Here is a 25,518-nt window from a genome sequence, read left to right as displayed (position 1 = left end):
CGTGGAGTCTCGGCTATCGGTCGTTATGACCTCGCGGTTGGCTCCGCGATCGATGCTGGACGCCGCGGGCAAGGATACTTTCTCCGCGACGCCAGAGCGCACCAGGCTTTCGAAACTGCGCCCGTAATCGACGTGTTGTTTTGACAAGGTGCGACAAGCAGCGCTCAGCAAGCCTCTTCCCTAATGGATAGATGCCACAGCGAACCATTGTGATCGCTTGTTACGTAGCGATCACGGTGTAGAATTTGGGTAAAGTGGCAAATTGTTGATCCGGGCTAGCGCCAATACAGGCGAGTCTCGTGCCTCTTCGCACCTTCAAAAATGGGAAAACTTAGATGAATCTAGCTGGGAAGCGAGTACTTGTAACAGGAGCCGACGGCTTTATTGGTAGCCATCTGGTCGAGGCTTTGTTAGCGCGCGGTTGTACTGTCCGCTCATTCGTCTACTACAACTCGTTTAATAGCTGGGGATGGTTAGACACCTTGCCCGCTGCACAGCAGCGGACGCTCGACGTCTTCGCCGGTGACATCAGGGATCCGAATGGCGTTCGGGAAGCAATGAAAGATTGCGACGTGGTCTTCCATCTCGCAGCCTTGATTGCGATCCCATTCTCGTACCATTCGCCCGACTCGTATGTCGACACGAATATCAAAGGAACACTGAACGTCCTGCAAGCAGCGCGTCAGTCGAATGTGCAGCGTGTTCTGGTTACTTCGACATCCGAAGTTTATGGCACCGCGCAATATGCGCCTATTGACGAAAAACATCCCTTCCAAGGTCAATCGCCCTACAGCGCTACGAAAATTGGCGCGGATCGCCTTGCGGAATCGTTTTATCGCTCATTTGAGACGCCTGTTGTCATTGTGCGGCCGTTCAACACGTACGGCCCTCGACAATCAGCGCGCGCCGTTATCCCGACGATCATTACGCAACTGCTTAGCGGCGTAGAAGAAATCTCGTTGGGTAGCGTGTCGCCCACGCGCGACTTCAACTATGTCAAGGACACTGTGCAAGGGTTCATTGCGCTTGCCGAGGCTGATGATGCAGTAGGCGAAGAAGTCAATATCGCAACCAACACAGAGTATTCGATTGGTGACGTAGCCAACGACCTGATACGGCAATTGAATCCAAGTGCTCGAATCGTGACGCAAGAGGATCGGTTACGGCCTGATAAGTCGGAGGTCTTTCGTTTGATCGGCGACAATCAAAAGATCAAGCGCATAGCAGGATGGTCGCCCTCGTATGACTTATCAGCCGGCCTCGCTGATACGGTTGCCTGGTTTAAAAAGGCCGAGAATTTGGCCAAATATAAAGCTTGGCTCTATAACCTGTAGGAGATCGCATGCGAGCAATTATTCTTGCCGGTGGCAAAGGTACGCGACTGCGTCCTTTCACAACGCTCATTCCAAAACCGCTGGTCCCGCTGGGCGGGAAATACTCGATTCTCGAGATAGTCCTGATGCAGCTGAAAAAAGCCGGGTTTACTCACGTAACTCTGGCCGTTAACCACCTGTCGAACCTCATCATGGCGTATTTCGGTGATGGTTCGCGGCTTGGGTTAAAGCTCGACTATTCGCTTGAGGACGAACCTCTCAGCACCATTGGCCCTATCACACTCATAGACGATTTGCCAGAAAATTTTCTGGTGATGAATGGCGATATTCTGTGCGATCTCGACTACCGCGCATTCTTCGATAGCCATGAGCGCGATGGAAGCGATGTATCGGTTTCCGCGTATCAGCGTGAAGTCAAGGTTGACTTTGGTGTGCTGAAATACGACGAAGAAAATCGACTGACGGCTTTCCAAGAGAAGCCCGTCTATCATTTCGACGTAAGTATGGGTATCTATTGCATTAATCGTAGGGTAATTGAGTCGCTGCCTCGCGGAAAAATATATGGCTTCGACAACCTCATGGTTGACGGGTTAGAGAAAGGAACAAAGATCCAGATCAAGCCGTTTTCTGGATATTGGCTGGATATTGGCCGGCCGGATGACTACCAATATGCAGACGACAACTTCGACGCATTGGCGGAACGGCTTGGAATTGAACTCCGATGAAAGCGTTAGTAACCGGAGCACGGGGGGCTGTCGGCAGTTTCTTCATGCGCTGGCTCGCTCAAAAACCCGATTGGGACGTCGTGGGAGCGGTACGACACAATACCGGTCTCCCTGGCTTGGTTGAGTGCGATTTCAGCGACCCGGTTGCTATCCGAAGCGCGATTCTTTCGGTTCAACCCACGCATGTCTTCCATATGGCTGCAAGTTTCTCCGGGTCACTTGACGAGAATATTGCAGTGAATGCAATGGGCGCACGACATATTCTTGACGCGATCCAAAGCAGCGGTTTGGGGTCAAGAATTGTCCTCTGCGGCAGCGCGGCAGAATACGGGATCGTCGCCGAGGCCGAAAACCCGATCACGGAAGATCGCGTGTTGAGGCCGGTTTCTAACTACGGTATATCCAAGGCGCTGCAGACTCAAATCGGCGGCCTATACGTTCATGAATTCGGCGCGAATGTAGTCATCGCGCGAATCTTTAATCTCTTGATGCCTGGGCTCAATGAACGCCTTTTCCCAGGCCGGGTTGAGCAGCAAATCATCAAGCTAAAGCGTGGCGAGATTCAGAAGATCTCCATCGGCAATCTGGATGCCTCGCGTGACTATGTCAGTGGCCAGACAGCCGCCGAGCTAATCATGGATATTGCCGAATTCGGCACCAAAGGTCACATCTACCACGTCGCCAGTGGCAAGCCCGTGCAAATGCGCCAATTGCTCGACTCAATGCTCAAAGAAAACGAACTCGACTGGTCTGTTGTGCAAGAGCAGGCCGCAGGAGCTTCGCGACCCGGCTATGACGTCCCGGTGATTTTCGCTGACGTCAGTAAGACGCACTCTCTTTCCAGGACACGGTAGCGATGCAAAAGAAACAATTGACGGTCGTCGCGCCGGTATTCAATGAAAAAGAAGTCATTGAAAGGTTTTACCTCGAGACCAAGCAGGTACTTGCGAATCTCTCTGACACGTACTCGACTCGACTGCTTTTTGTGGTCGACCGCTGTTCCGACGGTACGACCGACATTCTGCGTCGGCTGGCGGACACCGACCGTGAGCTGCAAGTACTGACGCTGTCATCGAGGTTCGGGCACCAAATGTCTTTGCTGGCAGGGATCGACTACGCTCAGGACGCAGATGTGCTGATCATGATGGATAGTGATTTGCAGCACCCGCCGCAGCTCATTCCTGAACTGCTGAGGCAGCATGAAAAAGGGAACGATATTGTCTACACGGTGCGTGCCGAAAACGCCGACGCGAGCGCGCTGCGTAAATTCACCGGAAATATATTTTACCGGGTTTTAAATTACTTCACTGATATCCCGGTCAACGCGAATGCGGCCGATTTCAGACTCGTCACAAAACGTGTCGCACAAATCATGCGGACTGGTGTCCGCGAGCGAAACATGTTCCTGCGCGGCCTGTTCACGTGGATTGGGTTCAACCAGGTGGCGGTGGAATACGTTGCAGCAAAGCGCGCTGGCGGTACCAGCAAATATTCTCTATCTAGAATGATTGCGTTGGCCACTGCGGGGATTTTATCGTTCAGCACACGACCGTTAAAGCTAAGCATATTTGTGGGCCTAGGGTTCGCCAGCTTGAGTTTCCTGATGGGAATAGCAACCCTGGGTGCCTATTTCGTCAACCGGTCGATTCCCAGTGGCTGGACGACTATTGTTATGTTGCTGCTGTTGTTCAGCGGTGTTCAGCTCATCGTACTTGGCATTCTGGGCGCCTATATTGGCGGCATCTATGAAGAGGTCAAAGCACGCCCCCATTATATTGTCGACGAGGCTATCAATTTTCTACCATGAAAAAACCAGTCAACTTCGATGAGTACACCGAGACATATAATTCGCTCCTGACACAGCAGACCCGTTTCTTCGCGTCTGGCGAGGAGTATTTTTCCCACTACAAGGTAGCTATCGTTCGCGACGAAGTGAAATCCCCACCGGCTCGTATCCTTGAGTTCGGGTGTGGGATTGGCCGTAATATCCGATACCTGCGCGACGCTTTCCCAGATGCAGAAATTATGGGATCAGACATCTCGGCAAAGAGCCTGGAGATGGCTCGATCCGAAAATGAAGGGGTAAGGTTCTGGTGTGAGGGTGTTGACGAGCAGCCCGATAACCAGCAGTTTGATCTGATATTCGTGGCCGGCGTATTTCATCATATTCCCCCCGCACAAAGAGCCGATGTGGCGACCACATTGTTCTCCAGGCTCACGCCCGGAGGATCGCTGTTCGTGTTTGAACACAATCCGTTTAATCCGGTTACGCGACGTATCGTCGACAATTGTCCCTACGACGAGGACGCCGTTCTCCTGACTCCTCGCAATTTATCCAATGTATTACGTCAGGGCGGACTTCGCGTCGAACGCCAGGCTTTCGCCCTGTTTTTTCCACCGCGCCTGAAGGCGTTATTAGGCCTGGAACCCTTTCTTGGCTGGCTCCCGTTGGGTGGTCAATACTGGGTAAAGGCGACGCGCTAGTGACTCAGTTCGTCCGCTTCGTTTTGGTTGGTATCCTCAATACCGTGTGGGGATACCTGCTTATATTTAGCTTCATGTACTTTCTCTCGCTCTCGCCAGCGCTCAGCAATGCGCTCGGTTATGCGATAGGTCTTATTTCATCTTATTTACTTAACCGTCTATACACGTTTCGTAGCAAAAACAGCAAGCGATCCGAGTTTTCTCGATTCTTAGTCGTGTTCGGGCTAGCGTACGGTGCAAATTATGCAGCTCTACGCGCACTACTGGCCGTCGGGCTCAATCCGTATTTGAGCCAGTTTGGAGCGGGAATCATTTACGTTTTAACGTCTTATCTACTTGGTAAGGCATTTGTGTTCAAGGCACGGCGAGAAGCCGACGCCTAATCCTGAGTAATAGGGGCCGGCCCGCTCTGCGTAGCGACGCCCCTGAACCAAGCAGAATGCGGTTTACGCCGCCGTGTCCAAGATATCGAGAACCACCTTCGGCGATCTGAATCGCAACGACTCATGCATACAAATAACGTTAAAACAGCGGATGAGGTCCTCTCGCATCGATTGATGCCGGTGAGTCTCGTCAAAGAAACTGTCGCAGTCGTTATCCTGGTACTGATCTGGGCCTTCTTTCTAAGGCACGCTTTCACGACGGGCGGATCGTTCACCATGTACATGGACAACGAGTTCTTCCTTGGACCCGTCCTTTCTTCAATGTCAGCGACGTTCGCACACGGTCAGTGGCCCCTTCGAATGGACACGCTGTTGGGTGGCATTCCCCTTTATAACTTTGCGCAGCTATCACCGTTTTATCCGTTCTATCTGGCAATATTTTCGATTTACAATCATCCGTTGGAAGCAGCGCTCTCGATGCACTGGGTCGTGATCGGACATCTGCTTATCTTCCAACTCAACACCTATATATTCCTCAGAGTGCTGTCCGCTTCCCGTCTCGCATCTATTGCGGGTGCCAGTTTGGTTGCCTTCAGCGCAAATAGCTTGGCCTATGCTGTGTGGGTGAACATCACCGCACCGTATGCGTGGTTACCTTTATTTTTGGCTGGTCTTGTTGGGGTATTGCAACGTCCAAACTCGCTGAAATACTCAAGCATGACTTTGCTTGGAATTGTCTTGCTAGTTTTGGCATCCCCTGCTCAACCATTAATTCACGCAATATTTTTGTCGGTAATTTTCATCGCCTTTTACGTTGTCGATACCTTATTTCGTCATCGGAACTTCGAATTCTTCAAATTGCTTGGCACCTTGTCGGGAATTGCTGTAGTAGCATTTCTATTATCCTCACCCGTGATTATTCCCGTTGCGCTTGGCCTGAAGGACACAATTCGATGGATTGGCGCATTTCCGCCCATAATCGGAAACGAGCGGATACCGTATGCGGCTTTCCAGGTTTACCAACTAAGTGTGCCTGATTTGGGAGGCGCGTTCTTTCAAACTAAAGCTGGGGCTGTTGGCAATCAATATGTTGGTGTATTCCCGATCGTACTAGCCCTGATAGCAATGGTTTCACGGCCGCGCTCGTGGGTCGTACGGTCGCTCGTTGTGATTTCTCTGTATTCACTGATATCTGCTGCGGGAAGTAATCTCGGGCTGCTTGCTCTCAATTACCATATTCCACTGCTAAACAAGATTCGGGAACCAACTCGGTTTCTCGTGCTGTTTCAATTTGGTATTGCGATTTTGGCCGCAATCGGAATTGACGAGCTTCGGAAGAGAGGCCCAGATATTAAGCGTTGGAGCCGTCTAAACATTCAAATGCTGGTGGCAGCCGCGGCTGGTACCATCGCCCTCACGACGGCGGTCCTCTTGCGTAACCGACTTTCGAGCCATACGTCGCCTGCCGTTACCCTTCTGGCATTGTTCGCGCTTATTGTCATAACGCGTGCGGTATCGCAAAAATATACGGGCAAGAAGCCAATAATAGCGACCCTATGGGCGGTGATCGCAATTGCATCGCTCGCGGTTGAGGTATCTTGGGTACCGCCGGCTATATCTACCAGTCAATACGTCACAAGCGGCGCATCTGCTCTCGACCAGGCCTTAACTCGGATTACGGCTCTTGATCCGGATCACGAATACAAAGTTATATTCGATGGAAAAATCCCCGCGCAAGAGGCAGGAATGCTTGCTTCGTACCGGGGAATAAAGGTTTTGAATTTTTATTTCAATCCAGCGCCCTATGTGCAGTTCCAGGAGATGTATTACCAAGGTCAACAGCCCGGCAATTACTTTCGGATACTCGGAGCGCGGTATTTAATTTGCCTTCAATGCAGCGCTGAAATGACTCGAGGCTTCACTTTTCGCGAGAACGTTGCCGGATATGCGATCTACGAAGATACGAGTAGCTTCCCAGATTTCTTCATCGGCACTCGCGTCAACGGCTCATACACCGACTGGAATGACTTTGTGTCCAAGACTGCAGGTCCAGACTTGAGTCGCGGAGTCTTATATCTGGGCACAAACGTGTCAGGCGATACATTAGGTATCACCTCGACCTCAACCGCAACGAAAAATTGCTCCGCGTCCGCTAGAACCAAGACACCGAATGTTTTAAGTTTTTGGGTTAATTGTGCTCAACCAGGGGTGCTTGTCATCAACCAATTCTTTGACAGTGCGTGGCGGGCCTCCATAGACTCGACGGCTACGCAAGTTCTCAAGGTGAATGAAAATCAGATTGGCGTACCCTTTTCCTCAGGCGCACATCTGGTTGAACTGCGTTATCGTCCTCGAGTCTTTGTTATTTCACTCATATTAATGTCAATTGGTATTTTTATCGTTTTCACAGTACTTATAGTAGCCTTCATCCGAAAAATGAGGTCGAATATAAAATGATGTGGATTCGAAGTTAAGGACTAGGGCTCACCGACGACCACAGGCTCCCAATGGCCCCTCTAACAATCCAGGCAGAGGACATCTTATGGGGGATTCATCCCACCACGGGATGTCGTCCAATCCGATGCCGCTTTACTTGAATGCGTACCGATTGCCTTAACGTCGAGGACGCGCACGGCTGCCACTATGGGCGACCGGATACGACCCTCGCGTTCAAGGTTGAAGGAACTGCTAATGACATGCGAGAGGCTTTGATCGCCGTGCGGGCCCTACGCATGTCATTGGTCATTGCTGCGCCTCACAAGTCAGCGATCAAAACTTTACGCATCGTCTCAAAGGAATAATGCTCGCTAACATACGCACGACCTGCCTGCGAGACCCGCATTGCATACACATCATCCTCAAGCAAGTGACAAACTTCAGCGGCGAAACTTTGAGCGTCATCGTGAACTGGAATTGAAGCTTCGAGAGCTGGCAAGCCTTGCGCACCAATTGAAGTCGTCACAAGCGCCGCGCCGTTATGCATTGCCTCGACCACTTTGTTCTTCACTCCGGCACCGAAACGCAACGGCACGACAGCAACGCGAGTTTCGTCGTAGTAACGCTTCAGTTGCGAATCCGTCACGTAACCCGTTACATCGATCATATCCGAAGCAAGTTCAAGCACCTTGGTCGTGGGATTGGAGCCGACCAACGTTAAACGGATGTCGGGGAAGCGACGGCGAATCAGCGGCAAGATCTCCGAAACTAACCAAACCGCAGCATCAATATTAGGCGGATGTCCAAAGCCGGCAACAAAGAGCAGGTCTTTACGTGTACTCGGCAAAGGAGGGGTATCGGCCAACGTACCGTAGTAGTACGCAGGCAGCGTCCGCGCGCGTACGGTGGGGAACATCGAGAGCACCGTCGCCGTCTCCGTATAAGACGGGTAATAGACGACGTCGACGCTCTTCCAGATCTTCACCTCTTCCTCACGAATATAGTCAGCTTCGGCAAGCAAACGCCGATCTCCGGTCACTTCGAACTCTTTATTCGCGCGCGCGAAGTGGAGATCGACACCAAAGTAAAGAAGCTTGGCGTGTGAGTAAGCACTCAGGCCCGGAATAAACTCCGCACTGACATAAGGCCGGCTCAGGAACGCGACGTCGATGTACTGACCGTTCGCTTGAATCCAGTTGTCGAAGCCGCGCACATACTCACCGCCGTAGATGACTTCAATTCCAAGCTGTTGAAGTGGAAGCGCATAGTCTTTGTCGTGCGCCAGGTTTTGCGGCCAGAAGACGACGTGATATCCCATTGCAAGGAACTGATTCATGTAGCAGATCATGCAGCGAGACCCCGCGTCCCGGTCGGGCTGCGGAATATAATGGTCCACCACCAAAATCGTTTTTGCCGCTCGGCTTCTATCGCGCGCCTTGAAAACGTGCTCGGCGTTGGGGAAGTGGTCGCGCTCGAGCACGGTACGCCAACGGTCGAAAAATTTGCCGTGGTTCGTCACTTGATAAGTCTTGATTCCCGCCCCGGTATCGGTACCGTTTGAAATGCCTTCGAAATGGGTGATAACAGAGCGCGGTTGATAATATAAAACCTTACCGCTCTCCCTCACCTTGAATGCGAGATCAACGTCCTCGTAGTACGCGGGAACATACCGTTCGTCAAAGCTGCCAAGGCGCTCGAACAGATCGGCACGTATCAGCAAGGAAGCGCCGGAACAATAATCAACGGGCTTCAAATAGTTGTAAATGCTTTTGTTCGGATCGTCCAGACGGCCGAAATTCCATGCCGACGCATCCTGCCATACGATGCCACCCGCTTCCTGTAACTGGCCGTCCGGATAAATCAGCTTCGAACCAACCATACCGCAGTCGCTTTTTTCCTTGAAAACATCGAGCATTGAATCGAGCCAGCCTTCGCTCACTTCCGTGTCGTTGTTCAGGAAATGGATATATTCCCCTCTTGCTGCTTTGGCACCGATATTGCACGAGCGCACGAAGCCCTGATTCTTTGCGTTGCGAACCACGCGGACGCTTTTAATCGTCTCGAGAATCTCGACGGAGTTATCCGGCGAGCAGTCATCGACCACGATTATTTCGAAAGGCGCGGTTGGCGGAAACCGCCCTATGGAAACGAGGCATTGCAACGTGTAATCGATTTTCCCGTAAATGGGAATGATCACCGAGACGAGCGGATTACCAGACACCGGAATCAGGTTGACGAAGCTTGCCTCCCGCATCAAATCCGCGATGCTGAACACCGTTGAACCAGTGGTTGCCGCTAAAACCTCTTCGCGCGCACCCAGTACTTCGTTTTGTGCTATTGGCAAACCCGCATTCCGTTGCGCAACGCGAGTCGTTCGGCCAGTAATTTTTCGGCCGATGTTGATATAACGCTTTGTTTGTTGGCCAGGAACCTGAACCCATCGCTTAACTTCGCGCATCGGCCAAGTCATTTTCCATGAGCTACTTCTTATGAGTGCATCCCGACTGGAGTTTGCTACGTGAAGGCTTGTCTCGAGCTGGGCTTTTTCATTCTGCAAATGTGCGACCTGGCTCTCGCGCAAATCGATGTCTCGCTTGACGCTTGCGAGCTGCTCGTCGCGGTTCGCCAGAAACTTCCTTAAACTCGCGACTTGACGCGTTCGCTGGCTTACCTCTTGATTCAAACCAAGTATGTGTTTATCTTTCTCGTCTATTGACTCGCTCAGACTGACGATCTGCTGAGCTCGCTCTGTCAGTGAAGCGTTTAACTCATTGATTAGCTCATCTCGTTCGGCCAGGACACCAGTCAAGCTTTCTATATGCTGTTCGCGCTCGGCCGCAACTTCGTTCAATGTTTTAATCTGATATTCGCGGTCCCCTACGACAACATTAAGCGACTGTGCCCACTTCGCAAACCCGACATAATGCTTTACCAAATCGAGCTTGTCCGGATAGGCGACCGATGGAGTCAGCTCCGGCAGATTGGCTGATTTGCTTACACCGCATAAGGCGACATAATAAACAGGGGAAATCAGATTGCCGGTTTGGGGCTTCATCGACGAACCGTCATCATGCCAGGCTTGATAAGCCTGTTGACCGCCTTGCAAAGGCTGGATGACCGAGCCCATCATTATCCGCTGGCCGTAGTACTGGGTCACCGGAAACTGGACCTTTAAAAGCGCGTTGAACTCGTAGAAATCAAGTTCCTTGACGTGGAACTCGTTATGCTCGCCGCTTTCTTCAGAGTACACGGGTCGATTAGGCGACGATATCACCAGTACGCCGTCATCGCGCAGCACTCGCCGGATCTCCGCAAGCATCTCCGCTTGTTCACTCAGGTGCTCTATCGTTTCGAACGAGACGACCACGTCGAAAGACGCATCGGCAAAACTGAGTGCCGTCGCACTGCCTTGAAGATACTCAAGGTTGTTCCGGTGTGCGTATGTATTCGTTGCGTGCTGGACGGCCTCCGCGGAAATGTCGACGCCGCGTACCGACCGGGCGCCCCCCGCCATCAGCGCGGAACCGTAACCCTCTCCGGAAGCAACGTCCAGTACATCTTTCCCGGACACGATATCTAAAACCATCGCGTAACGATGATAATGCTCCAAACGAATCCTGCCCTGCTCGGTGGGCACGTATCGTTCGCCAGTAAATTCCATCTTTGTTTCCTTCAATTTGATCTACGCGGACAGCGGCAAACTGTCACCACATATTACCGGGTCCATTGTATTGCATACGTCGCGCGCAGCCAAACCTGGCGGCCCTGGCCACCCTTTTACGGTTGGAGCAGCGAACGCCAGTCCCTTACACATAGAGCCCGCGAAAACCCTTCAGAATCGATCCTCGCGGCCGCTCTCATCGCGTTCGTGACTTCATCCGTTTCATTGAAAATCCGTTGTGATATCCGGACAAGTTCGTCTTCCGAATCGAAGCGAAATCCATTGAGTCCATCCCGGACATTGAGCGCTCCCTGACATCCTTGCGCGACGATTGGAATGGCGCCGGTGGACATGGCCTCTATCACGCTCAACCCGATGTGTTCATAGCCACCGTCATGCCAATAGAGCGAGGCGCCTTCAAACATCCGGTCGCGCTTCTCACGCGGAATATCCAGATGGAAGTGGACTGGTAGTCCCTCTGCCATCCGCTTGCATTCAAGAAAATATTCCCGATGCCTGGATTCCGGGAGCAGCGACCCGATGAAATGCAACTCTGCCCGATGCCCCGCCTCCACCAGGCGGCGTAACGCCGTGATCATCAAATCCTGACGAGTGGACTCGGTGCCGGCGGCGAACATCCCTTCGGAAACAATGCTTGTCTTCGATATTTTTTCGCGGAAAGAAAGGGGCCAAATTGCCGGTCTGATGACGTGTATATCGACGCCGGTAAATTGCGGATCGCTTCGCATGAGTTCAGCATCAGCGCCGGAATTCACGACAATGCCTTGATATCCTGGAGGGCACTTGCTGCGGCGGTCGGCCAGATAGAAGCTTCTCTTCACCAGCACCTTGATGGATCTCGCACCCTCGCTCCCAAACTCTATTGCCAAGTCCAGCGGCGCGCTCAACTGGTCCACGATCAGGAGATCGAGCATAAGCGGCGCTTGCAGGCCCAACGCATGCGCGATCTGGTTGAGCCGCAGATAAGACACCCTCTGCGGGGTAACGAGCGACACGCGATACCCCAGCTCAAGCAACGCATCGACTGTCGAAAGGAGATATCGCGTCGACTCTCCCGCATTGATCGGATGTGGGGTATAGATCGCAGCACCGGGACGATCTTCACCCGACGAATGGGTAACTATTCGAGCCAGCGAACTAGCCCCCTCACGATGCCGTCCTGTCTTCAAGAAACGAGTCCATCGGTCCGCGAACTTGCTCCGGTTTATCTGAACCAGGTTGTTTAGATTCAATCCGTTGGATGGGTCCGCCGTCGTGGCATTTTCATGATGAACGATATGAGAACCGGGCACATAGAAAGTCTTCAGCCCTGATTCACCTATTTTCAGGCACAGATCCGCATCCTCGTAGTAGGCCGGTTCGTACATAAAATCAAAGCCAAGCGCATCGTCAAAATCTCGTTTTCTCATGACAACGCACGCAGCCGAAACGTAGTCGACCACCCGCATGCGATTGAAGCGTGCACAGGCGGGATCCTGAAATTTCCCGATCTGGACCGAGTCACCCTCCTCATCCAGCAGCGCACCGGCTTCCTGTAGAAGACCGCTGGGATACACAAATTTTGGTCCCGCCACTCCGCATTCGGGGTGCAAGGCGAATACGTCGATGAGCGGCGAAAGCCAGTTCGGCGTGACGGTAACGTCATTGTTCATGAACATCACGAACTCGCCTTTGGCCAACTCGGCGCCCAGGTTATTGCCTTCACCGAAGAAACGGTTTTCCCCTAACCGCAGCAGGCGATGAGGCCCCACGTACCCTGACAACATCGAATACTCGTCGGCCCGGCTACCGTTGTCGACAACAATGACCTCGTAGCGGCTTCCACGGGTGTGCTCGAAAATGCTGGCAAGACATTCGATCGTCAGCTGCGCTTTGTTCCAGTTCAGGATGACTATGGATATCTCGGGATGTGCCGGGTCATACCACTGGTCAACTAAAGATGGGCTCGACATTGTTTGCATAATGAATGTTTGATTAACGCCGCACGCGACGGGCAATATCGATCAAAACACGCATCGGCTTCGTGATCGCCATTGACCGGGAACCCAGCACCAGATCATGCGCCTGTCGAAGGTCTGCGTGCTCGAGACGCAATTCAGCGAGCTCGCGACGCAGTTCGGCGAGCTCGTTAGCGATGGCCTGGTTTTCATTTTGCAACCCGGTAATCAGCCGGTCCTTTTCGGCGCTCGTGTGTCTTGATATCGCCACGCGCTCTGCCAGGTGGACTTCGTACCTGCAGGACTCCACCTCTAACCTGCGCCGCTCAATCTCAGCCTTCCAAAGTTGCTCGCGCAGCGATTCGAGTTGTCCTGCTTCGGGTACAAGCGCCCCTTCGGATTCTTTTGCTTCGCTTTGAAGGCTCGCCCTGGAAAGTTGCGACCGTATGAGCAGTCCGGACGCCTCGAATGCACGCCGCAGCAACTCAGCATCCTCACCATTGAGCCGTGTCAATTGTCGGACCTCATCCGGCACGTCACGACCGATGCTCAACATGGTGAGCCCGTGTCCGCAATCGAAAGATAGCGGTTGCCCGGAAGACTCAAGCGGAGACTCCCGCAAGCCGGTCGCCCATTGCCAGCACGTGTTTGGTTGTCCGACGGCGTGAGTGGTATGAACCAGCACGACAGCCCGGTCGCTTAGCTTGGACAGCCACGGTTCAAGTTCACGCTGAACGCGCTCGGCTTCGTACTGCCCATGGAGATGAAGCAGGTCAACGCTCTTGGCGGGAAAAGACGCAAGCGCTTTATCAAAGGTCGAATCAACTAGTCGGGAAAAACTGCGAAAGTACTGATCGTGGTAACGCGCAAATTCACTATGACCGCTTTCGTTGCGCATTCCAACGTTGTCCGCTGGCGCACCTTCAACGCCATAGCATGAACTCGCGGGCGTCCATCTTTGCACTGCTTGACAAAAGGAGATGTACAGATCGCCATCGCCCAAACCGAGTTGGACGTAAGTTCCTGGCTTAAGATTTTCAACGATCCATAATGCGAAAGAACTATCTTCGTGCCAGCCCCTCATCGCTTCGAGATGCGCCGGTACTATCGCGGATGACAACAAATCGCGTAAGACACGGCTTAGCAATCCGTCAGTTGTATCTGTAATCATGTCGACGCTCACTCGAACATTGCAGGTATTTGGAAGCGGCGATAAGGGCGCATTGTAGCGCACGTCCCTTGATCCTTTTGCCGGCAAACTTGAAGCGACGCCGCACGAGTTTCCGGCTCGAAGATCATGCGCAAGCCAAAGCAACGCGGCGGATCAGGACGTCTCCATACCGGCGGGTTGCGCGACCTGCTGGCTCCGGTTCCCGTTGAGTATTGCGCCTAGGATAAATCCACTGCTGCCCGATCGCTTTCGCAGCCCGAACGATCGAAACCAGCCAGACCTCAAGCCAGTTCTGGATCATGTGCGAACGACAAAATGGTCGATCGGGTTAACCAACGAACGTTGGCGAAATCGAAGAAGTGCTGCGGTTATCTCAATGTTCGCTCGACTGGCATACTTGCTTCCGGCACACGACTCTTGACCTAGGTAGCAGCACCCTTAAGACTATTGATGATCTGTTTTAATTTGATACCAATCTTCCGGCGTAGCGGGCTTTTTTCCGATTGACGCCCCAATTTCGTATCAATCAAATCGCCAGTAAATTGTATGAGTCCGGGAATATCGCTGAATCGATAGTTCTCTACCCTGAGCAGCTTTTCCAAATCACTTCCCAAATCCACCGAATCAGTTTCTCCGATCAACTCTATGGGTACATACACGGGAAGATCGGCGATCTCAGATTGGCCTTTCATAGCAGGGGCCAGATCCATTCCGGTCGTCCTGACATTGCTATGAATAACTCCAGGACAGGACGAGAACCAGCCGATTTTATGTTGGACCGTTCCATGATGACAAAAGTAAAATCCCGCCAATTGCGCAAGATAAATGGACTCTGATATTTCCAGGCCTATTGCCAACTCTACGGGAGGCATGCCGCCGTTTTTGGTCGCAAGCGCCTTCGCTATCTCTTCGGCCGCCTCTTTATCCGATTTGACCGTCTCTAGCTGCGCTGGCTTGTCGACTCCTGGATTCGAATCGAAATCGCATACGACGGAATGACCGTCCAGAATAATAAGACCCTGTGGGTAGTGCTTGATGAAATGTTTTCCCAGTTCGATCAAAGCTTCGTTGAGATTTATCGCAGTTCTGTTTCGGGAACGAACGCTCATCCACAAGACAGGCCCGTTCGCGCTTCTGGTGCGTGCCAAAATCCGGAGCGCGTCCTCGGATTTGGGATTCATTTCGACGTGGCGTAAAACCCTGTCCACCAGAGTTTTCTTAATAAACGACCCTCCTACCGGCAAAATCATTTGACCGCGCTTATTGATGTCTTCCAGTTCCCATTCGGGTACCTGGTAATTATTCCAATGGGCGAGTTCCGGAAATAGCTCGGGCGTTGGCCCCAAAGGTTCGTGTGTACTGACAAGTTGAGCCGGAAACTTCGCCAAGCCGCAATCTACAACGCCTTGTAGCGCCGAGAGATGATTCCACGCGTGGTGTGCAAAATTCGGGTCGCCTGACAGGAGGTACAATTTATTCGGCTTTTCCTCCACAGTCTCAGCAAAGCGCGTCAAGATCTTCGCAACGGCAGGAAGCTGCTCTTCCTTGACACCCCAAAAATTGTCAATGATCTTTAAAAACAACCTTTCTTTCGGAATAATCAACGCCATTATTGGGAATCCCATCCCCAAATGGCCTATCGCGACTGAAAAATCATCGAAAAATACAAACGTACTTTTGTTATACAAAGCAATCGAAAATTTCGACTCAACTGAATGCCCGCTAAAGGGCGATACGAGATTGAATGATCGAAATTTAATTGTTTGGTAGAGATATTGACGTATAACAAAACCGTCGACGTAGCCGGATGCGTGTTCAATACTCGCGAACGTTTCAGATAAGTACGGAAGCTGATGTGCCTGGACTATTTTTGCAATCGATTCGGCGCTAAAGTCTGAAACAGACTCATAGATTGCTTCAAGATCACTTGGGTTTATTTCGGTCACTTCTGCCTCTCTCAAGTCCTTATGGCGTGAATCGGATGCCACCATGCCTTGTTCAGCCCAGCCCAGAGAGCTGGCCGGAAATCTTCCTATAATTACGAATACATTTGTAATCAAAATGGTACGACATGCAAAACAAAGGAGGCAATAGTAATCTTAGTAGACTCAAAATATTTCATTCCAGGTATTTCTGGAAGAAGACATTCGTGTCCTTAAGGAACGGCAGTTCTTCGTCAACTTGAACATTGTTGACGGCGAGACAGCGTATTTATCGGGCGAAATCGTCTGTTTTGACGGGACCCGTGCAGTTTGATCGCCTTGCTTGACGGGTGTTCCCTGCCCTAGGAGGAAATCCACCAGCGTCTGGGGACTCGGTTGACCATCGCGAAACAATGCACTAGACGTGCCACGAAACTTCAGGGAAGTTCGTCAACACGCCGTGCGCAGTGAATGCTCAACGATCTTGCACTTGACGAAGTCCGGCGGCGCGCACCGCTTCACCCCATTAGGGGCCGCTGGAGCCAGTGACAAGTGCCACTTGGCCAGCATCATTTCAATCATGTCATGTGAGAACGTGGCGTGACGTGATTTATTCGGCTCCAACCGGCACTGACGCGCCGCTTGGGCCGGCGCCATCACCGGCAACCGGGCTTGTAAAGTATTGATCGCAAATCTCTGCGGCCGGCCCTTCCATGCGAATTTTGCCGTGCTCCAACCAGATGACGCGATTGCAAGTCGCCTTAATCATATGGTGTGAGTGAGTGGCGATCACCAAGATATTCGTTGCTTGCACCAATTCAGTGAGTCGCGCTTCTGCTTTGATCTTGAACCCTTCGTCTCCGACGGAAAGCCACTCATCCATTAGCAAGATGTTGGGGCGGACCACCGTGGAGACGGCGAAGGCGAGGCGCAAATGCATACCCGTCGAATACGTTCTGACCGGCATATCGATAAAATCGCCAAGCTCAGAGAATTCAATAATCCCTTCGAGCTTTTCTTTCACTTGCGCTTTGGTCATTCCCAGCAAAGCGCCGCGGAAGAAAATATTCTCGCGGCCCGATGCTTCAGGATCAATCCCAAGCGAGATGTCGATCAGCGACCCCACCTCACCATCAACCACTGCAATCCCGGACGAAGGCCGGTAAACCCCGCTAAGGAGCCGGAGCAGCGTGCTCTTGCCTGCTCCGTTATGGCCGACCAGCGCCACTCTGTCGCCGTCATTGATGGAAAAATTCAGGTTCTCCAGCGCACGAACAACGACGCGGCCCTGCTCGTCTGCTCCGAGTTGACCACCCGTTGCTACTTGCATCAACCGCTTTTTTAGCGATCTTCCACTTGCGTTGTAGATTGGAAAGTCGATGCTGACATTACGAAATTCAATGTGCGCCATAAGTCTGTGTTCTTAAACCCAGTATGCAATGCGAGATTTGTAGCGGCCAAAAACGAATATGGCCCCTGCCCAACCCACAACCGCCAGCCCACCTGAAACAGCCCAATTCATCAGCGAAGGCAATTGGCCCAATAATGGGGCTCTGAAAATCTGGACCAGATGAAAAAACGGATTCATGTCCAGCAGATAAACTTGCATTTGCGGCGCCAGACTATGCGGAAGCCACATAATTGGAGTCAAGAAATACAGTACCTGAAGTACGCTGGCTACAATCTGCGGGAGGTCCCGATACCGGGCACAGATCACCGCGAGAATGAGCGACATCCACATCAAGTTGATCATTATCAGCGCAAGACCCGGAATGCTCATTAACGCATTCAGATCCAAAGGCCTGCCGACCGCCAGTAACACGAGCGGAAAAATAACGAGGTTATGGCCGAAGATGATGAGATTGCGCCAAAGCAAACGAAGGATGTGAACGTTAAGTGGAATGGGTAGCTGTTTGATAATGCCTTCAGCCGCAATAAACCCCGTACACCCTTCGTTGATGGCAGATGAAATCAAACCCCAAAGAATCATTCCCGCCGCAAGAAAGGGCAGAAATTCGCTCATCGGGCTTTTAAAAATATGACCAAATACCACGCCGATCGAACCGATCATCACGCCCATGCTGATTGTCAGCCAAAAGGGCCCGACAGCAGAACGGCGATAGCGCTGACGCACATCCTGCCAGCCCAGCATTCCGGCCAATGAATAGCGTTTTAGCGACGCCACAATGTCAGCCGTAGCTGACCGCGATGCAACGTTATGCATTAGATCGTTCGATTTGATAAAAGAATAAGTATAAACGATGCCGCTGGCCACGCCGCTTGGAACACGGCCCTGATTCCCCAGCGGGCGCCCCTTCCGGCGGGTAGCAGCCCGACTCAACCACCATGGCTGGCGAAAGGCTCGCCGGCCATCGAGACGACCCGGCGAGCCGTGGCGTCACACGTGACTCGTGCTCAGCGCGTGCGCCAAACCTGATAACGCTCGCCCTTGAGGATCACGCGAACAAGTTGTTCAGCGCTTTGCGTCCAGGTGAGCCACGGCATCGCGGCGGAAGCAGGAGCACGCCCCTCCTTGTCCAACCCGATCCATGTCTCCACGGCGCTGGCGAGCGTACTGGCTTCGTCGCCCGTGAAGTAGAACGCGTGATTGCCGGCCACTTCGCGGAACACGGGGATGTCCCGCGCCAGGATTGGCAAGCCTTTTTGTGCGGCCTCGATCAACGGTAAGCCGAAGCCCTCACCCAGCGAAGGCGCCAGCAGACAAGACGATGCCTCATAGATCTTGTCGAGATATTCGTCGCTAATTCCCTGCAGCCAAAAGAATCGTTCATTCTGATCCGCATGCCGGGCAAGCGTTTCCGGAAGATCTCCGACACCCCAGCCGGCTTTGCCGACAATCACCAGATTCACGTCGATCTTCGCCGCCCACAGTTCCTGGAACGCCGCAAACGCCTGGACATGTCCCTTGCGCGGCTCGACGGTTCCCACCATGACAAATGTCGGCTTGGCCCGCAACGCGCGTAGCACCTCGTCGGTGTCGTCGGGAAGCCCGGTGGACGGGTGACTGTTTTCGATATCCGCGCCGAGATGAAAATAGCCCAGCGACAGCTCGCGCAAGCGCTCGGGATTCGCGGCATCGAGCCATGCTTTCAGGTCATCGGCGACCGCGCGCGAGATGCAAACGAGGCTGTCCGATACCCTCACAATTGTCTCCACCCAAGCCGGAAAGCATCGCGCGATACCTTCATGAAACCACTCGGGCCTCAACACTGGCAGCAAGTCATAAACCACGAAATGAATCTTCACGCCCCGCTCACGCTGCGCGCTAAACCATGCTTCGGCATTCGCAGCCGCATCAGCGATGAGATCAAGGCCCAGGAAGACATCGCCCGGCTGGGTGTCGACCCATTCGTCATCGTCGTCCGCCTCCGGCGTGGACTCGAGCATGCGCAAGAATGCATTCGCATATCGATACGCCATATGCTGGCGATCCAGGCGCACCGGCCTGACCGTCCATCCTGGTGGCGGAGAAGTGAGCAAGGAAAGCAAGATGGAACGGGTCACTCGCTGAATGCCCGATTTCGCGTCGAACGCACTAAGAACTGACACGTCCACAAGAAGTTGCGGTACGCGCTCGCTCCGCTGATTCGCTCCGATCGCGTTCGCACTAGCAATATAGTCAACATCCGAGGCCGGCTCTCCCAGTCCCACAAGCGCATCAATCAGCTTCCGATAACGACCCTCTCCCGACGACCATTCCGCGCTTGGCTGGCCGGCGTGACGTTTTGCATAGGCGTTTTCAAACGCTTCGACCGCTCTGCGGCCCGTGACGTCCCAGGAGAACTTGCGCGCCCGTTCAATGCCGAAATCTCGAAGGCTCTGCCAGTATTCCTTGTCGGTCAGAGCGCGATGCATCATTTTCGCCATCTGATCCAGATCAAGCGGATTGAACAACGCGTCCTTGCGACCTATCACCTCTGGAACGCTGGTGGCCGCCGATCCGATCGCGGCCGCGCCGCATGCCATGGCCTCCAGAGCCGGTAGCCCGAATCCTTCGTGCAACGAAGGAAAGACAAACAGATAGCACTGGTTGTACAACGCAATCAGGTCCTGGTCCGAGACGTAGTTGGCAAGAACGAGTTCATCCGCGTTCAAGCCATGGCTGGCCGCAAGATCATTCAAGCGCACGCGGTCCCGCGCGGTCGGTTGGCAAACAATGAACAACTGATGACGCCGCCGCAACTCCTCGGGCAACATCGAGTAAGCGATGATCAACCCGTCGAGATTCTTCCTTGGCTCGACAATACCGGTGGTCATCAAGAATGGCCGCGACAGTCCGAAGCGACGGTTCAGTTCCTCGATCTCCACCTCACTCATGGCAAGACGTGTGAATGTATCCGCGGCAGCGGACGAGATGCTCGTGATGCGCGCAGGAGAAATTCCGAGCTCCCGCTGTGCTTCCTCAGCGCAAAAGTCCGAGATGGCGAGCAACATGTCGGCGCGCTTCAGATCGTCGATCTTGCCGTAGTAGTGATGTTTGCGGCCGTCGTCGGGCAGGTACTTGGCCGGGTTCAAAAAGGGAATGAGGTCGTACAGCGTAACCGCAACCAGCGTGGTTTCGTCGAAGGCCTTCACTGAAGTCATCGACGTATCCACGTAGCCTTCGAACAAGCTGCTGATATGGACCAGATCCGGCTCAAGCTCGGCAATTGCATGCTCGCGAATCAACCCGGCTGCGCGAGTACGCCAATCGTGGGTGCTTTGATACGGGGTAAGTGCCGGAAGCGAGAACGTGACAATCCGCTCGTCCGGCAACAGTCCTTCAAACGATGCCCGGATTGTTTCGATCGTCCCTGGAAACAAGTCGCTCAGGACGATCCAGACTTGATGCTCCCCCGCATTACGCACGATGGCTTTGGCCAGCGCGATGCTATATCGACCGATACCCCGCAGCCGGCTGACCGACTGACAACCTTGTAAATCTAAGACAATGCGCATTGCAATACCGGCAAAAGGTTATCTTGAACGAATGTTCCTGGCGGACAAGAGATCCGCGTGAATCCTTCGGCCGCGCGCTGTCAGCCGGTCTACGGTCTCGACATCCGGCATGGGCGCGCCGGCAAGCATGCCTTGCACGGCGTCAAATCCCGCCAGACGGATCAGCCTTGCACGAATCCCAGGGAAGCGTGCAAGGACGGCTACGATGCCTTCTTTAAGCGCCGGCCGGTTACGTATGTAGGCCGCACCGTGCAGGACGACGCGACGCGCCATGGTCTTGGCGACGACCCCGGAGCCCCCGATCCTGCGCATCGCCGTCCCTCCCGCCCTCACAGGCGACGAGAAGCGCCAACTCGTGCTGCGAAACATCGCCTCGGTCAACAATTGCGCTTGCTCGGCCGATTTTTCGGCTGCCATCGCGCGGCTCTGAGCAAGCCGCAGTTGCGCTTCGAGATCACGTACGCGATACCGGTCCGACGGCCCGGATGCGACGCCTCCCGTCTGCAACTCGCGTACGAGCGCCTCCAATGCCTCCACGCGGATATCCGCAAGCGCGAGCAGGCGCTTGGCTCGCGCCGCTTCAGCCTCGGCAAGGTCAAGCCTGTTACTTGAGATGACCTGCTCCGCTTGTTCGCTGCGGGTATTGGCTGGCTCTCGGACACCCGGAGGTGACACGGTCCCGGTCACGGCGACGCCTGTTGGCTTGACTGATTCATTGTCCATATTTCTTTAGTGCGGCAACCGCTTCGCCCTTGCGTGAAACTGCGGCGGTGCCGGCCTAGATCAATGTGGCGCGGCACGCGCACAGACAACAACAGTCCCATGTTCCCGGACGTGTTGCGGCTTACTTCGTCAGAACGAGAATCCTGCTTTGTTTCTGCGCAGATCCGCTTCCACCATCAACTTGCAGAGTTGCTCCAATGTCGTCTTCGGCTCCCAGCCAAGCTTTTCCTTCGCTTTGGAAGCGTCGCCGATCAGCAACTCGACTTCGGCCGGACGATAGAACTTGGGGTTGACTCGCACCAGCACCTTGCCATTGGAATCAACGCCCTCCTCTTTTTCAGCCGTGCCACGCCAGTTCAGTTCGATGCCGACTGACTTGAACGCCATCGTGACGAAATCGCGGACGGTCTCAGTGCGGTTGGTCGCGAGCACATAAGTGTCCGGCTCGTCGGCCTGGAGCATGCGGTACATGCCTTCCACGTACTCTTGTGCGAAGCCCCAATCCCGTTTCGCATCTATATTGCCCAACTCGAGCACGTCGAGCTTTCCAAGCGAGATCTTCGCGACCGAGTCGGTGATCTTCCGGGTGACGAATTCACGACCCCGCAAGGGCGATTCATGATTGAAGAGGATGCCGCTGGATCCGAACATATCGTACGATTCACGATAGTTAATGGTGATCCAGTGCGCATACAGCTTCGCGACGCCGTATGGGCTACGCGGATAGAACGGCGTGTCTTCTTTTTGGGGGATGGCCTGGACCTTCCCGAACATTTCCGAAGTCGATGCCTGATAAAAACGAATGGATTTATCAACGATACGAATAGCTTCGAGCTGGTTCAACGCACCTACGCCGGTAATTTCCGCCGTAGTTGCCGGCTGGTCGAACGACACGCCAACAAAGCTTTGCGCGGCAAGGTTATAAACTTCGCGCGGCCGGGCCTTCTCGAACAAGCGAATGCTGGCGCCCAGGTCCGTCAGATCGTGCTCGACCAGGTTCAGCTTCGGATGGTTCAGGACACCAAGTTCCTCCATGCGCCAGAAATTGACCGAACTCGTGCGCCGATAGGTGCCATGAACCTCGTAGCCCTTCTCAAGCAACAATTGCGTGAGATATGCCCCATCTTGCCCGGTAATGCCTGTAACCACTGCGCTCGTCAATTCGATCTCCTTTAAGTAAACCCATCTGCGCGATACTCGATACCGCGCTCGATGGAGAGAAAATGCTCGGTGGCTCAATTGTAACCGAGCCAACTTAGCCGCCATCCGCCAAACGTCCCCGGGCCGAACGCCGTACGCCACGCCGGATTCCCGACTGGTCGTCCGCTTGATGACCTTCGCGGCATGCAGTGGCGAGCAACAATGCGTGGCCCGCGTCTCAATATTTTCATCTGGCGCGTTGCCACTTCTGCGCTCGAACCCGGGGCTGCGTCGCCGCGATTGTAAACGCGGAAAAATGATAAAAAATCGTAGGAAAGGCACGGTATTTATTTGTGCTGTCCGGCTACGCGATGTATCCGGGAACGTTGACATTCCCAACTGCTCGGGTTGCATCCTCGCGGAAATGCCGCACGCAAGGACGAAGATTAACGACACGCGCGCAAAGTAACGAAACGTAACAAAAAACCAGCACATCTTTACTCTTTTTTACTCTTTTATTCCCTAATCAGGAACAAATGACCGTCGCACTGTCGATGTTTACCAACGCTTTGAAGATGTAAATATTGATTACAACACCGCGAATCTTATAACTGCTGATTGACGTCGAACGAAGGTTTTAATATTATTTTTGCTATTAACCACTGAAGTTATTTTGACACAGAATTTTGCACTTAATCCTGCATAGGACATGACTATTGCGCAGGTCGCGCAACCATTAACCCAGATTCCTCAACGGTAATTGTTCGACATAACCCTGTACAACGTCTACAAAAATTGGAACCGCTGAATATTTTATCTAACACAATATTATTATCAATTACCAAAGTAAAAAATTTGTAATATCAGAAAGATTTATGTAATATACCGTGTATGCCTTTCTTCAACGGTTTAAGTGAGTGCGCGCTTAACGGGACGCACAGACCTTGAACGGGAACAATTATGACGCATCGTCGAAATCTTGAAATTGCCACTGCTTGTCCGCCCCTACATGTGGTCAAGCAGACAACAACTGTCACACGCGCGAGTCGTGAGGCGAGAAACGGTCACCGCGGTGCAATCGTATGGCTGACGGGCATGCCTGGCTCAGGCAAATCCACTATTGCTGACGCAACCGCACAAAACCTTTATGCCCTGGGCATACAGACCGCGATCCTTGACGGCGACAACATACGCCTCGGCTTATGCGCTGATCTAGGGTTTTCTGATGCGGACCGTAATGAGAACGTCCGTCGCGTCGCCGAAACGGCCAAGCTGTTTATCGAGTGCGGCTTCGTCATTATTGTTGCGCTGGTTTCGCCTATTCGCGAGACGCGTGAACGGATAAAGCAGTTGCTGGGTCCCGACGACTTCCTTGAAGTTTATTGCCGCTGTCCGTCGCTGGTGTGCCAGCGACGGGATCCCAAAGGCCATTACGCTCAAGCAAGGCGCGGAGAAATTCAGGAATTTACCGGAGTGTCTTCGGGTTATGAAGAGCCGCTTGCACCCGCCCTGCTTCTGAATACCGATAGTCAATCGGCTGAACAATCGGTGGAAATGCTTACTGCGTTGATACTCAAACGTTGCATGCCCTCAGAATCAAGATGATCCCAATGCCGAGCACTCGGTTCATTGGATCATCCCGTTTCAATAAACTATAACGCGCTGTGCAAGCTCGGTGAGATTGAAATCGTCGCGAGATATGGTTTCAAAAACTGACTCGCTCAGCCATCTATTATCTCGTCATGCAGATGCGCAGTGCATCGTCCCAGTCGGGTGCCTTTAAGCCAAAAGCTGTGAACAGCTTTTCGTTGGACATACGCGAGTTGGCTGGTCGCGCCGCAGGCGTTGGGTATGAAGCTGCTGGAATCGGAGTCACCGAAGGCTTCTTTTCAAGCGACGAGTTGTCGAAGATCGCTTGAGCAAACCCGTGCCACGACGTCGAGCCAGATGCCGTAAGGTGATACACGCCCGAGTTCTCGTGCCACCAATTGCTGGTACCAGCCGCCGCTTGAGACAACACGTGCGCGGACAACGCGGCAATCGTGGTCGCCCACGTAGGCGCGCCGAACTGATCCGCGACGACGCTCAACTCGTTACGTTCAGCACCAAGTCTCAGCATTGTCAGCAAAAAATTCTTACCACGCGTGCCATACACCCAGCTCGTGCGAAAAATCAGATGATCACAACCGGACGCTGCGATGGCCTGCTCACCGGCCAGCTTGCTTCTGCCATAAACGTTTTGCGGATTCGTCAGGTCGGTTTCCTCATAGGGACCGTCCTTGGCGCCGTCGAAAACATAATCGGTGGAGTAGTGAACCAACGCGGCGCCTAAACGCTTGGCCTCCTCCGCGATCACGCCCGGTGCTTCCGCGTTCGCGCGCAAGCACGTGGCCGCGTCGGTTTCGGCTTTATCAACGGCGGTATAAGCAGCGGGATTGACAATCAGCGTCGGTTTCACCTCACGGACGACTCGCCTCACCTGATCGAGATCGCCAAGATCGAGATGATTGCGATCGAGCGCGACCACTTTCCCCAATCCTTGCAGACTCCGCGCTAGTTCGAACCCAACTTGTCCATTGACTCCAGTCAGCAAAATGGTCGCTTGCTTGCGTGTGCTCATTC

18 protein-coding genes are annotated in these 25,518 nt (G+C 53.3%); 8 read left to right on the top strand and 10 right to left on the bottom strand.

What is annotated here, in order from left to right; all coding sequences use genetic code 11:
* The first annotated feature begins 335 nt into the window (after window positions 1-335).
* The 7 genes from AWB69_RS02805 to AWB69_RS02775 all read left to right on the top strand — a co-directional run bounded on the left by AWB69_RS02805 (window position 336) and on the right by AWB69_RS02775 (window position 7,383).
* On the top strand, window positions 336-1,334 hold the full coding sequence (locus AWB69_RS02805; protein ID WP_062081864.1) for an NAD-dependent 4,6-dehydratase LegB: 999 nt from the start codon (window positions 336-338) through the stop codon (window positions 1,332-1,334).
* A gap of 8 nt (window positions 1,335-1,342) precedes the next feature.
* Complete coding sequence (locus AWB69_RS02800) at window positions 1,343-2,059, top strand: sugar phosphate nucleotidyltransferase (protein ID WP_062081861.1); 717 nt, start codon at window positions 1,343-1,345, stop codon at window positions 2,057-2,059.
* Window positions 2,056-2,913: an NAD-dependent epimerase/dehydratase family protein gene (locus AWB69_RS02795; protein WP_062081859.1), complete on the top strand. Its 858-nt coding sequence runs from the start codon at window positions 2,056-2,058 to the stop codon at window positions 2,911-2,913. The genes AWB69_RS02800 and AWB69_RS02795 overlap by 4 nt, the downstream gene beginning before the upstream one ends.
* 2 nt (window positions 2,914-2,915) lie before the next feature.
* A complete protein-coding gene (locus AWB69_RS02790) occupies window positions 2,916-3,866 on the top strand; it encodes a glycosyltransferase family 2 protein (RefSeq protein WP_062081856.1) in 951 nt (316 codons plus the stop codon).
* A complete protein-coding gene (locus tag AWB69_RS02785) occupies window positions 3,863-4,543 on the top strand; it encodes a class I SAM-dependent methyltransferase (RefSeq protein ID WP_062081854.1) in 681 nt (226 codons plus the stop codon). The genes AWB69_RS02790 and AWB69_RS02785 overlap by 4 nt, the downstream gene beginning before the upstream one ends.
* Window positions 4,543-4,926: a GtrA family protein gene (locus AWB69_RS02780; RefSeq protein WP_062081852.1), complete on the top strand. Its 384-nt coding sequence runs from the start codon at window positions 4,543-4,545 to the stop codon at window positions 4,924-4,926. The genes AWB69_RS02785 and AWB69_RS02780 overlap by 1 nt, the downstream gene beginning before the upstream one ends.
* Before the next feature lie 123 nt (window positions 4,927-5,049).
* Window positions 5,050-7,383, top strand: a complete 2,334-nt coding sequence (locus tag AWB69_RS02775) for a glycosyltransferase family protein (RefSeq protein ID WP_062081849.1) — start codon at window positions 5,050-5,052, stop codon at window positions 7,381-7,383.
* 298 nt (window positions 7,384-7,681) lie between these two features.
* Here the strand turns inward: AWB69_RS02775 and AWB69_RS02770 are convergent, their stop codons facing one another.
* The 9 genes from AWB69_RS02770 to gmd form a co-directional block, all read right to left on the bottom strand.
* A complete protein-coding gene (locus AWB69_RS02770; protein WP_062890643.1) occupies window positions 7,682-11,023 on the bottom strand; it encodes a glycosyltransferase in 3,342 nt (1,113 codons plus the stop codon).
* Between the two features lie 116 nt (window positions 11,024-11,139).
* Entirely contained in the window at window positions 11,140-12,996 is a 1,857-nt protein-coding gene (locus AWB69_RS02765; protein WP_062081847.1) for a glycosyltransferase, read from the bottom strand.
* A 22-nt stretch (window positions 12,997-13,018) separates the two neighbouring features.
* A complete protein-coding gene (locus AWB69_RS02760; protein ID WP_082913235.1) occupies window positions 13,019-14,152 on the bottom strand; it encodes a class I SAM-dependent methyltransferase in 1,134 nt (377 codons plus the stop codon).
* A 422-nt stretch (window positions 14,153-14,574) separates the two neighbouring features.
* Entirely contained in the window at window positions 14,575-16,143 is a 1,569-nt protein-coding gene (locus AWB69_RS02755; RefSeq protein ID WP_062081843.1) for a hypothetical protein, read from the bottom strand.
* Between the two features lie 541 nt (window positions 16,144-16,684).
* A complete protein-coding gene (locus AWB69_RS02750; RefSeq protein WP_062081841.1) occupies window positions 16,685-17,485 on the bottom strand; it encodes an ABC transporter ATP-binding protein in 801 nt (266 codons plus the stop codon).
* A gap of 12 nt (window positions 17,486-17,497) precedes the next feature.
* A complete protein-coding gene (locus AWB69_RS02745; protein ID WP_062081839.1) occupies window positions 17,498-18,298 on the bottom strand; it encodes an ABC transporter permease in 801 nt (266 codons plus the stop codon).
* A 191-nt stretch (window positions 18,299-18,489) separates the two neighbouring features.
* Complete coding sequence (locus tag AWB69_RS02740; RefSeq protein ID WP_062081838.1) at window positions 18,490-21,033, bottom strand: glycosyltransferase family 4 protein; 2,544 nt, start codon at window positions 21,031-21,033, stop codon at window positions 18,490-18,492.
* A gap of 18 nt (window positions 21,034-21,051) precedes the next feature.
* Window positions 21,052-21,756, bottom strand: a complete 705-nt coding sequence (locus AWB69_RS02735; protein WP_062081837.1) for a hypothetical protein — start codon at window positions 21,754-21,756, stop codon at window positions 21,052-21,054.
* 129 nt (window positions 21,757-21,885) lie between these two features.
* On the bottom strand, window positions 21,886-22,917 hold the full coding sequence (gmd, locus tag AWB69_RS02730) for a GDP-mannose 4,6-dehydratase (RefSeq protein WP_062081836.1): 1,032 nt from the start codon (window positions 22,915-22,917) through the stop codon (window positions 21,886-21,888).
* Between the two features lie 939 nt (window positions 22,918-23,856).
* Here gmd and cysC point away from each other — a divergent pair.
* Window positions 23,857-24,501, top strand: a complete 645-nt coding sequence (gene cysC / locus AWB69_RS02725; protein ID WP_075643849.1) for an adenylyl-sulfate kinase — start codon at window positions 23,857-23,859, stop codon at window positions 24,499-24,501.
* A gap of 127 nt (window positions 24,502-24,628) precedes the next feature.
* Here the strand turns inward: cysC and rfbD are convergent, their stop codons facing one another.
* The gene (gene rfbD, locus AWB69_RS02720) at window positions 24,629-25,516 is read right to left on the bottom strand and encodes a dTDP-4-dehydrorhamnose reductase (RefSeq protein WP_062081834.1); all 888 of its coding nucleotides are present in this window, start codon (window positions 25,514-25,516) and stop codon (window positions 24,629-24,631) included.
* Window positions 25,517-25,518 lie beyond the last annotated feature (2 nt).

This window comes from Caballeronia udeis, from assembly GCF_001544555.2.
Taxonomy (GTDB): Bacteria; Pseudomonadota; Gammaproteobacteria; order Burkholderiales; family Burkholderiaceae; genus Caballeronia; species Caballeronia udeis.
Note: the sequence above shows the minus strand (reverse complement) of the source record. Positions and strands in the feature narration are given on the sequence as shown.

Bases quoted from the DNA above. Each gene is read 5' to 3' on its own strand.
- AWB69_RS02800 (WP_062081861.1), top strand. From the start codon at position 1,343: ATGCGAGCAATTATTCTTGCCGGTGGCAAAGGTACGCGACTGCGTCCT.
- AWB69_RS02740 (WP_062081838.1), bottom strand. From the start codon at position 21,033: ATGCGCATTGTCTTAGATTTACAAGGTTGTCAGTCGGTCAGCCGGCTG.
- AWB69_RS02795 (WP_062081859.1), top strand. From the start codon at position 2,056: ATGAAAGCGTTAGTAACCGGAGCACGGGGGGCTGTCGGCAGTTTCTTC.
- AWB69_RS02760 (WP_082913235.1), bottom strand. From the start codon at position 14,152: ATGATTACAGATACAACTGACGGATTGCTAAGCCGTGTCTTACGCGAT.
- AWB69_RS02770 (WP_062890643.1), bottom strand. From the start codon at position 11,023: ATGGAATTTACTGGCGAACGATACGTGCCCACCGAGCAGGGCAGGATT.
- AWB69_RS02745 (WP_062081839.1), bottom strand. From the start codon at position 18,298: ATGCATAACGTTGCATCGCGGTCAGCTACGGCTGACATTGTGGCGTCG.
- AWB69_RS02790 (WP_062081856.1), top strand. From the start codon at position 2,916: ATGCAAAAGAAACAATTGACGGTCGTCGCGCCGGTATTCAATGAAAAA.
- AWB69_RS02805 (WP_062081864.1), top strand. From the start codon at position 336: ATGAATCTAGCTGGGAAGCGAGTACTTGTAACAGGAGCCGACGGCTTT.
- cysC (WP_075643849.1), top strand. From the start codon at position 23,857: ATGACGCATCGTCGAAATCTTGAAATTGCCACTGCTTGTCCGCCCCTA.
- AWB69_RS02750 (WP_062081841.1), bottom strand. From the start codon at position 17,485: ATGGCGCACATTGAATTTCGTAATGTCAGCATCGACTTTCCAATCTAC.
- AWB69_RS02785 (WP_062081854.1), top strand. From the start codon at position 3,863: ATGAAAAAACCAGTCAACTTCGATGAGTACACCGAGACATATAATTCG.
- rfbD (WP_062081834.1), bottom strand. From the start codon at position 25,516: ATGAGCACACGCAAGCAAGCGACCATTTTGCTGACTGGAGTCAATGGA.
- AWB69_RS02775 (WP_062081849.1), top strand. From the start codon at position 5,050: ATGCATACAAATAACGTTAAAACAGCGGATGAGGTCCTCTCGCATCGA.
- AWB69_RS02765 (WP_062081847.1), bottom strand. From the start codon at position 12,996: ATGTCGAGCCCATCTTTAGTTGACCAGTGGTATGACCCGGCACATCCC.
- AWB69_RS02755 (WP_062081843.1), bottom strand. From the start codon at position 16,143: ATGGTGGCATCCGATTCACGCCATAAGGACTTGAGAGAGGCAGAAGTG.
- AWB69_RS02735 (WP_062081837.1), bottom strand. From the start codon at position 21,756: ATGGACAATGAATCAGTCAAGCCAACAGGCGTCGCCGTGACCGGGACC.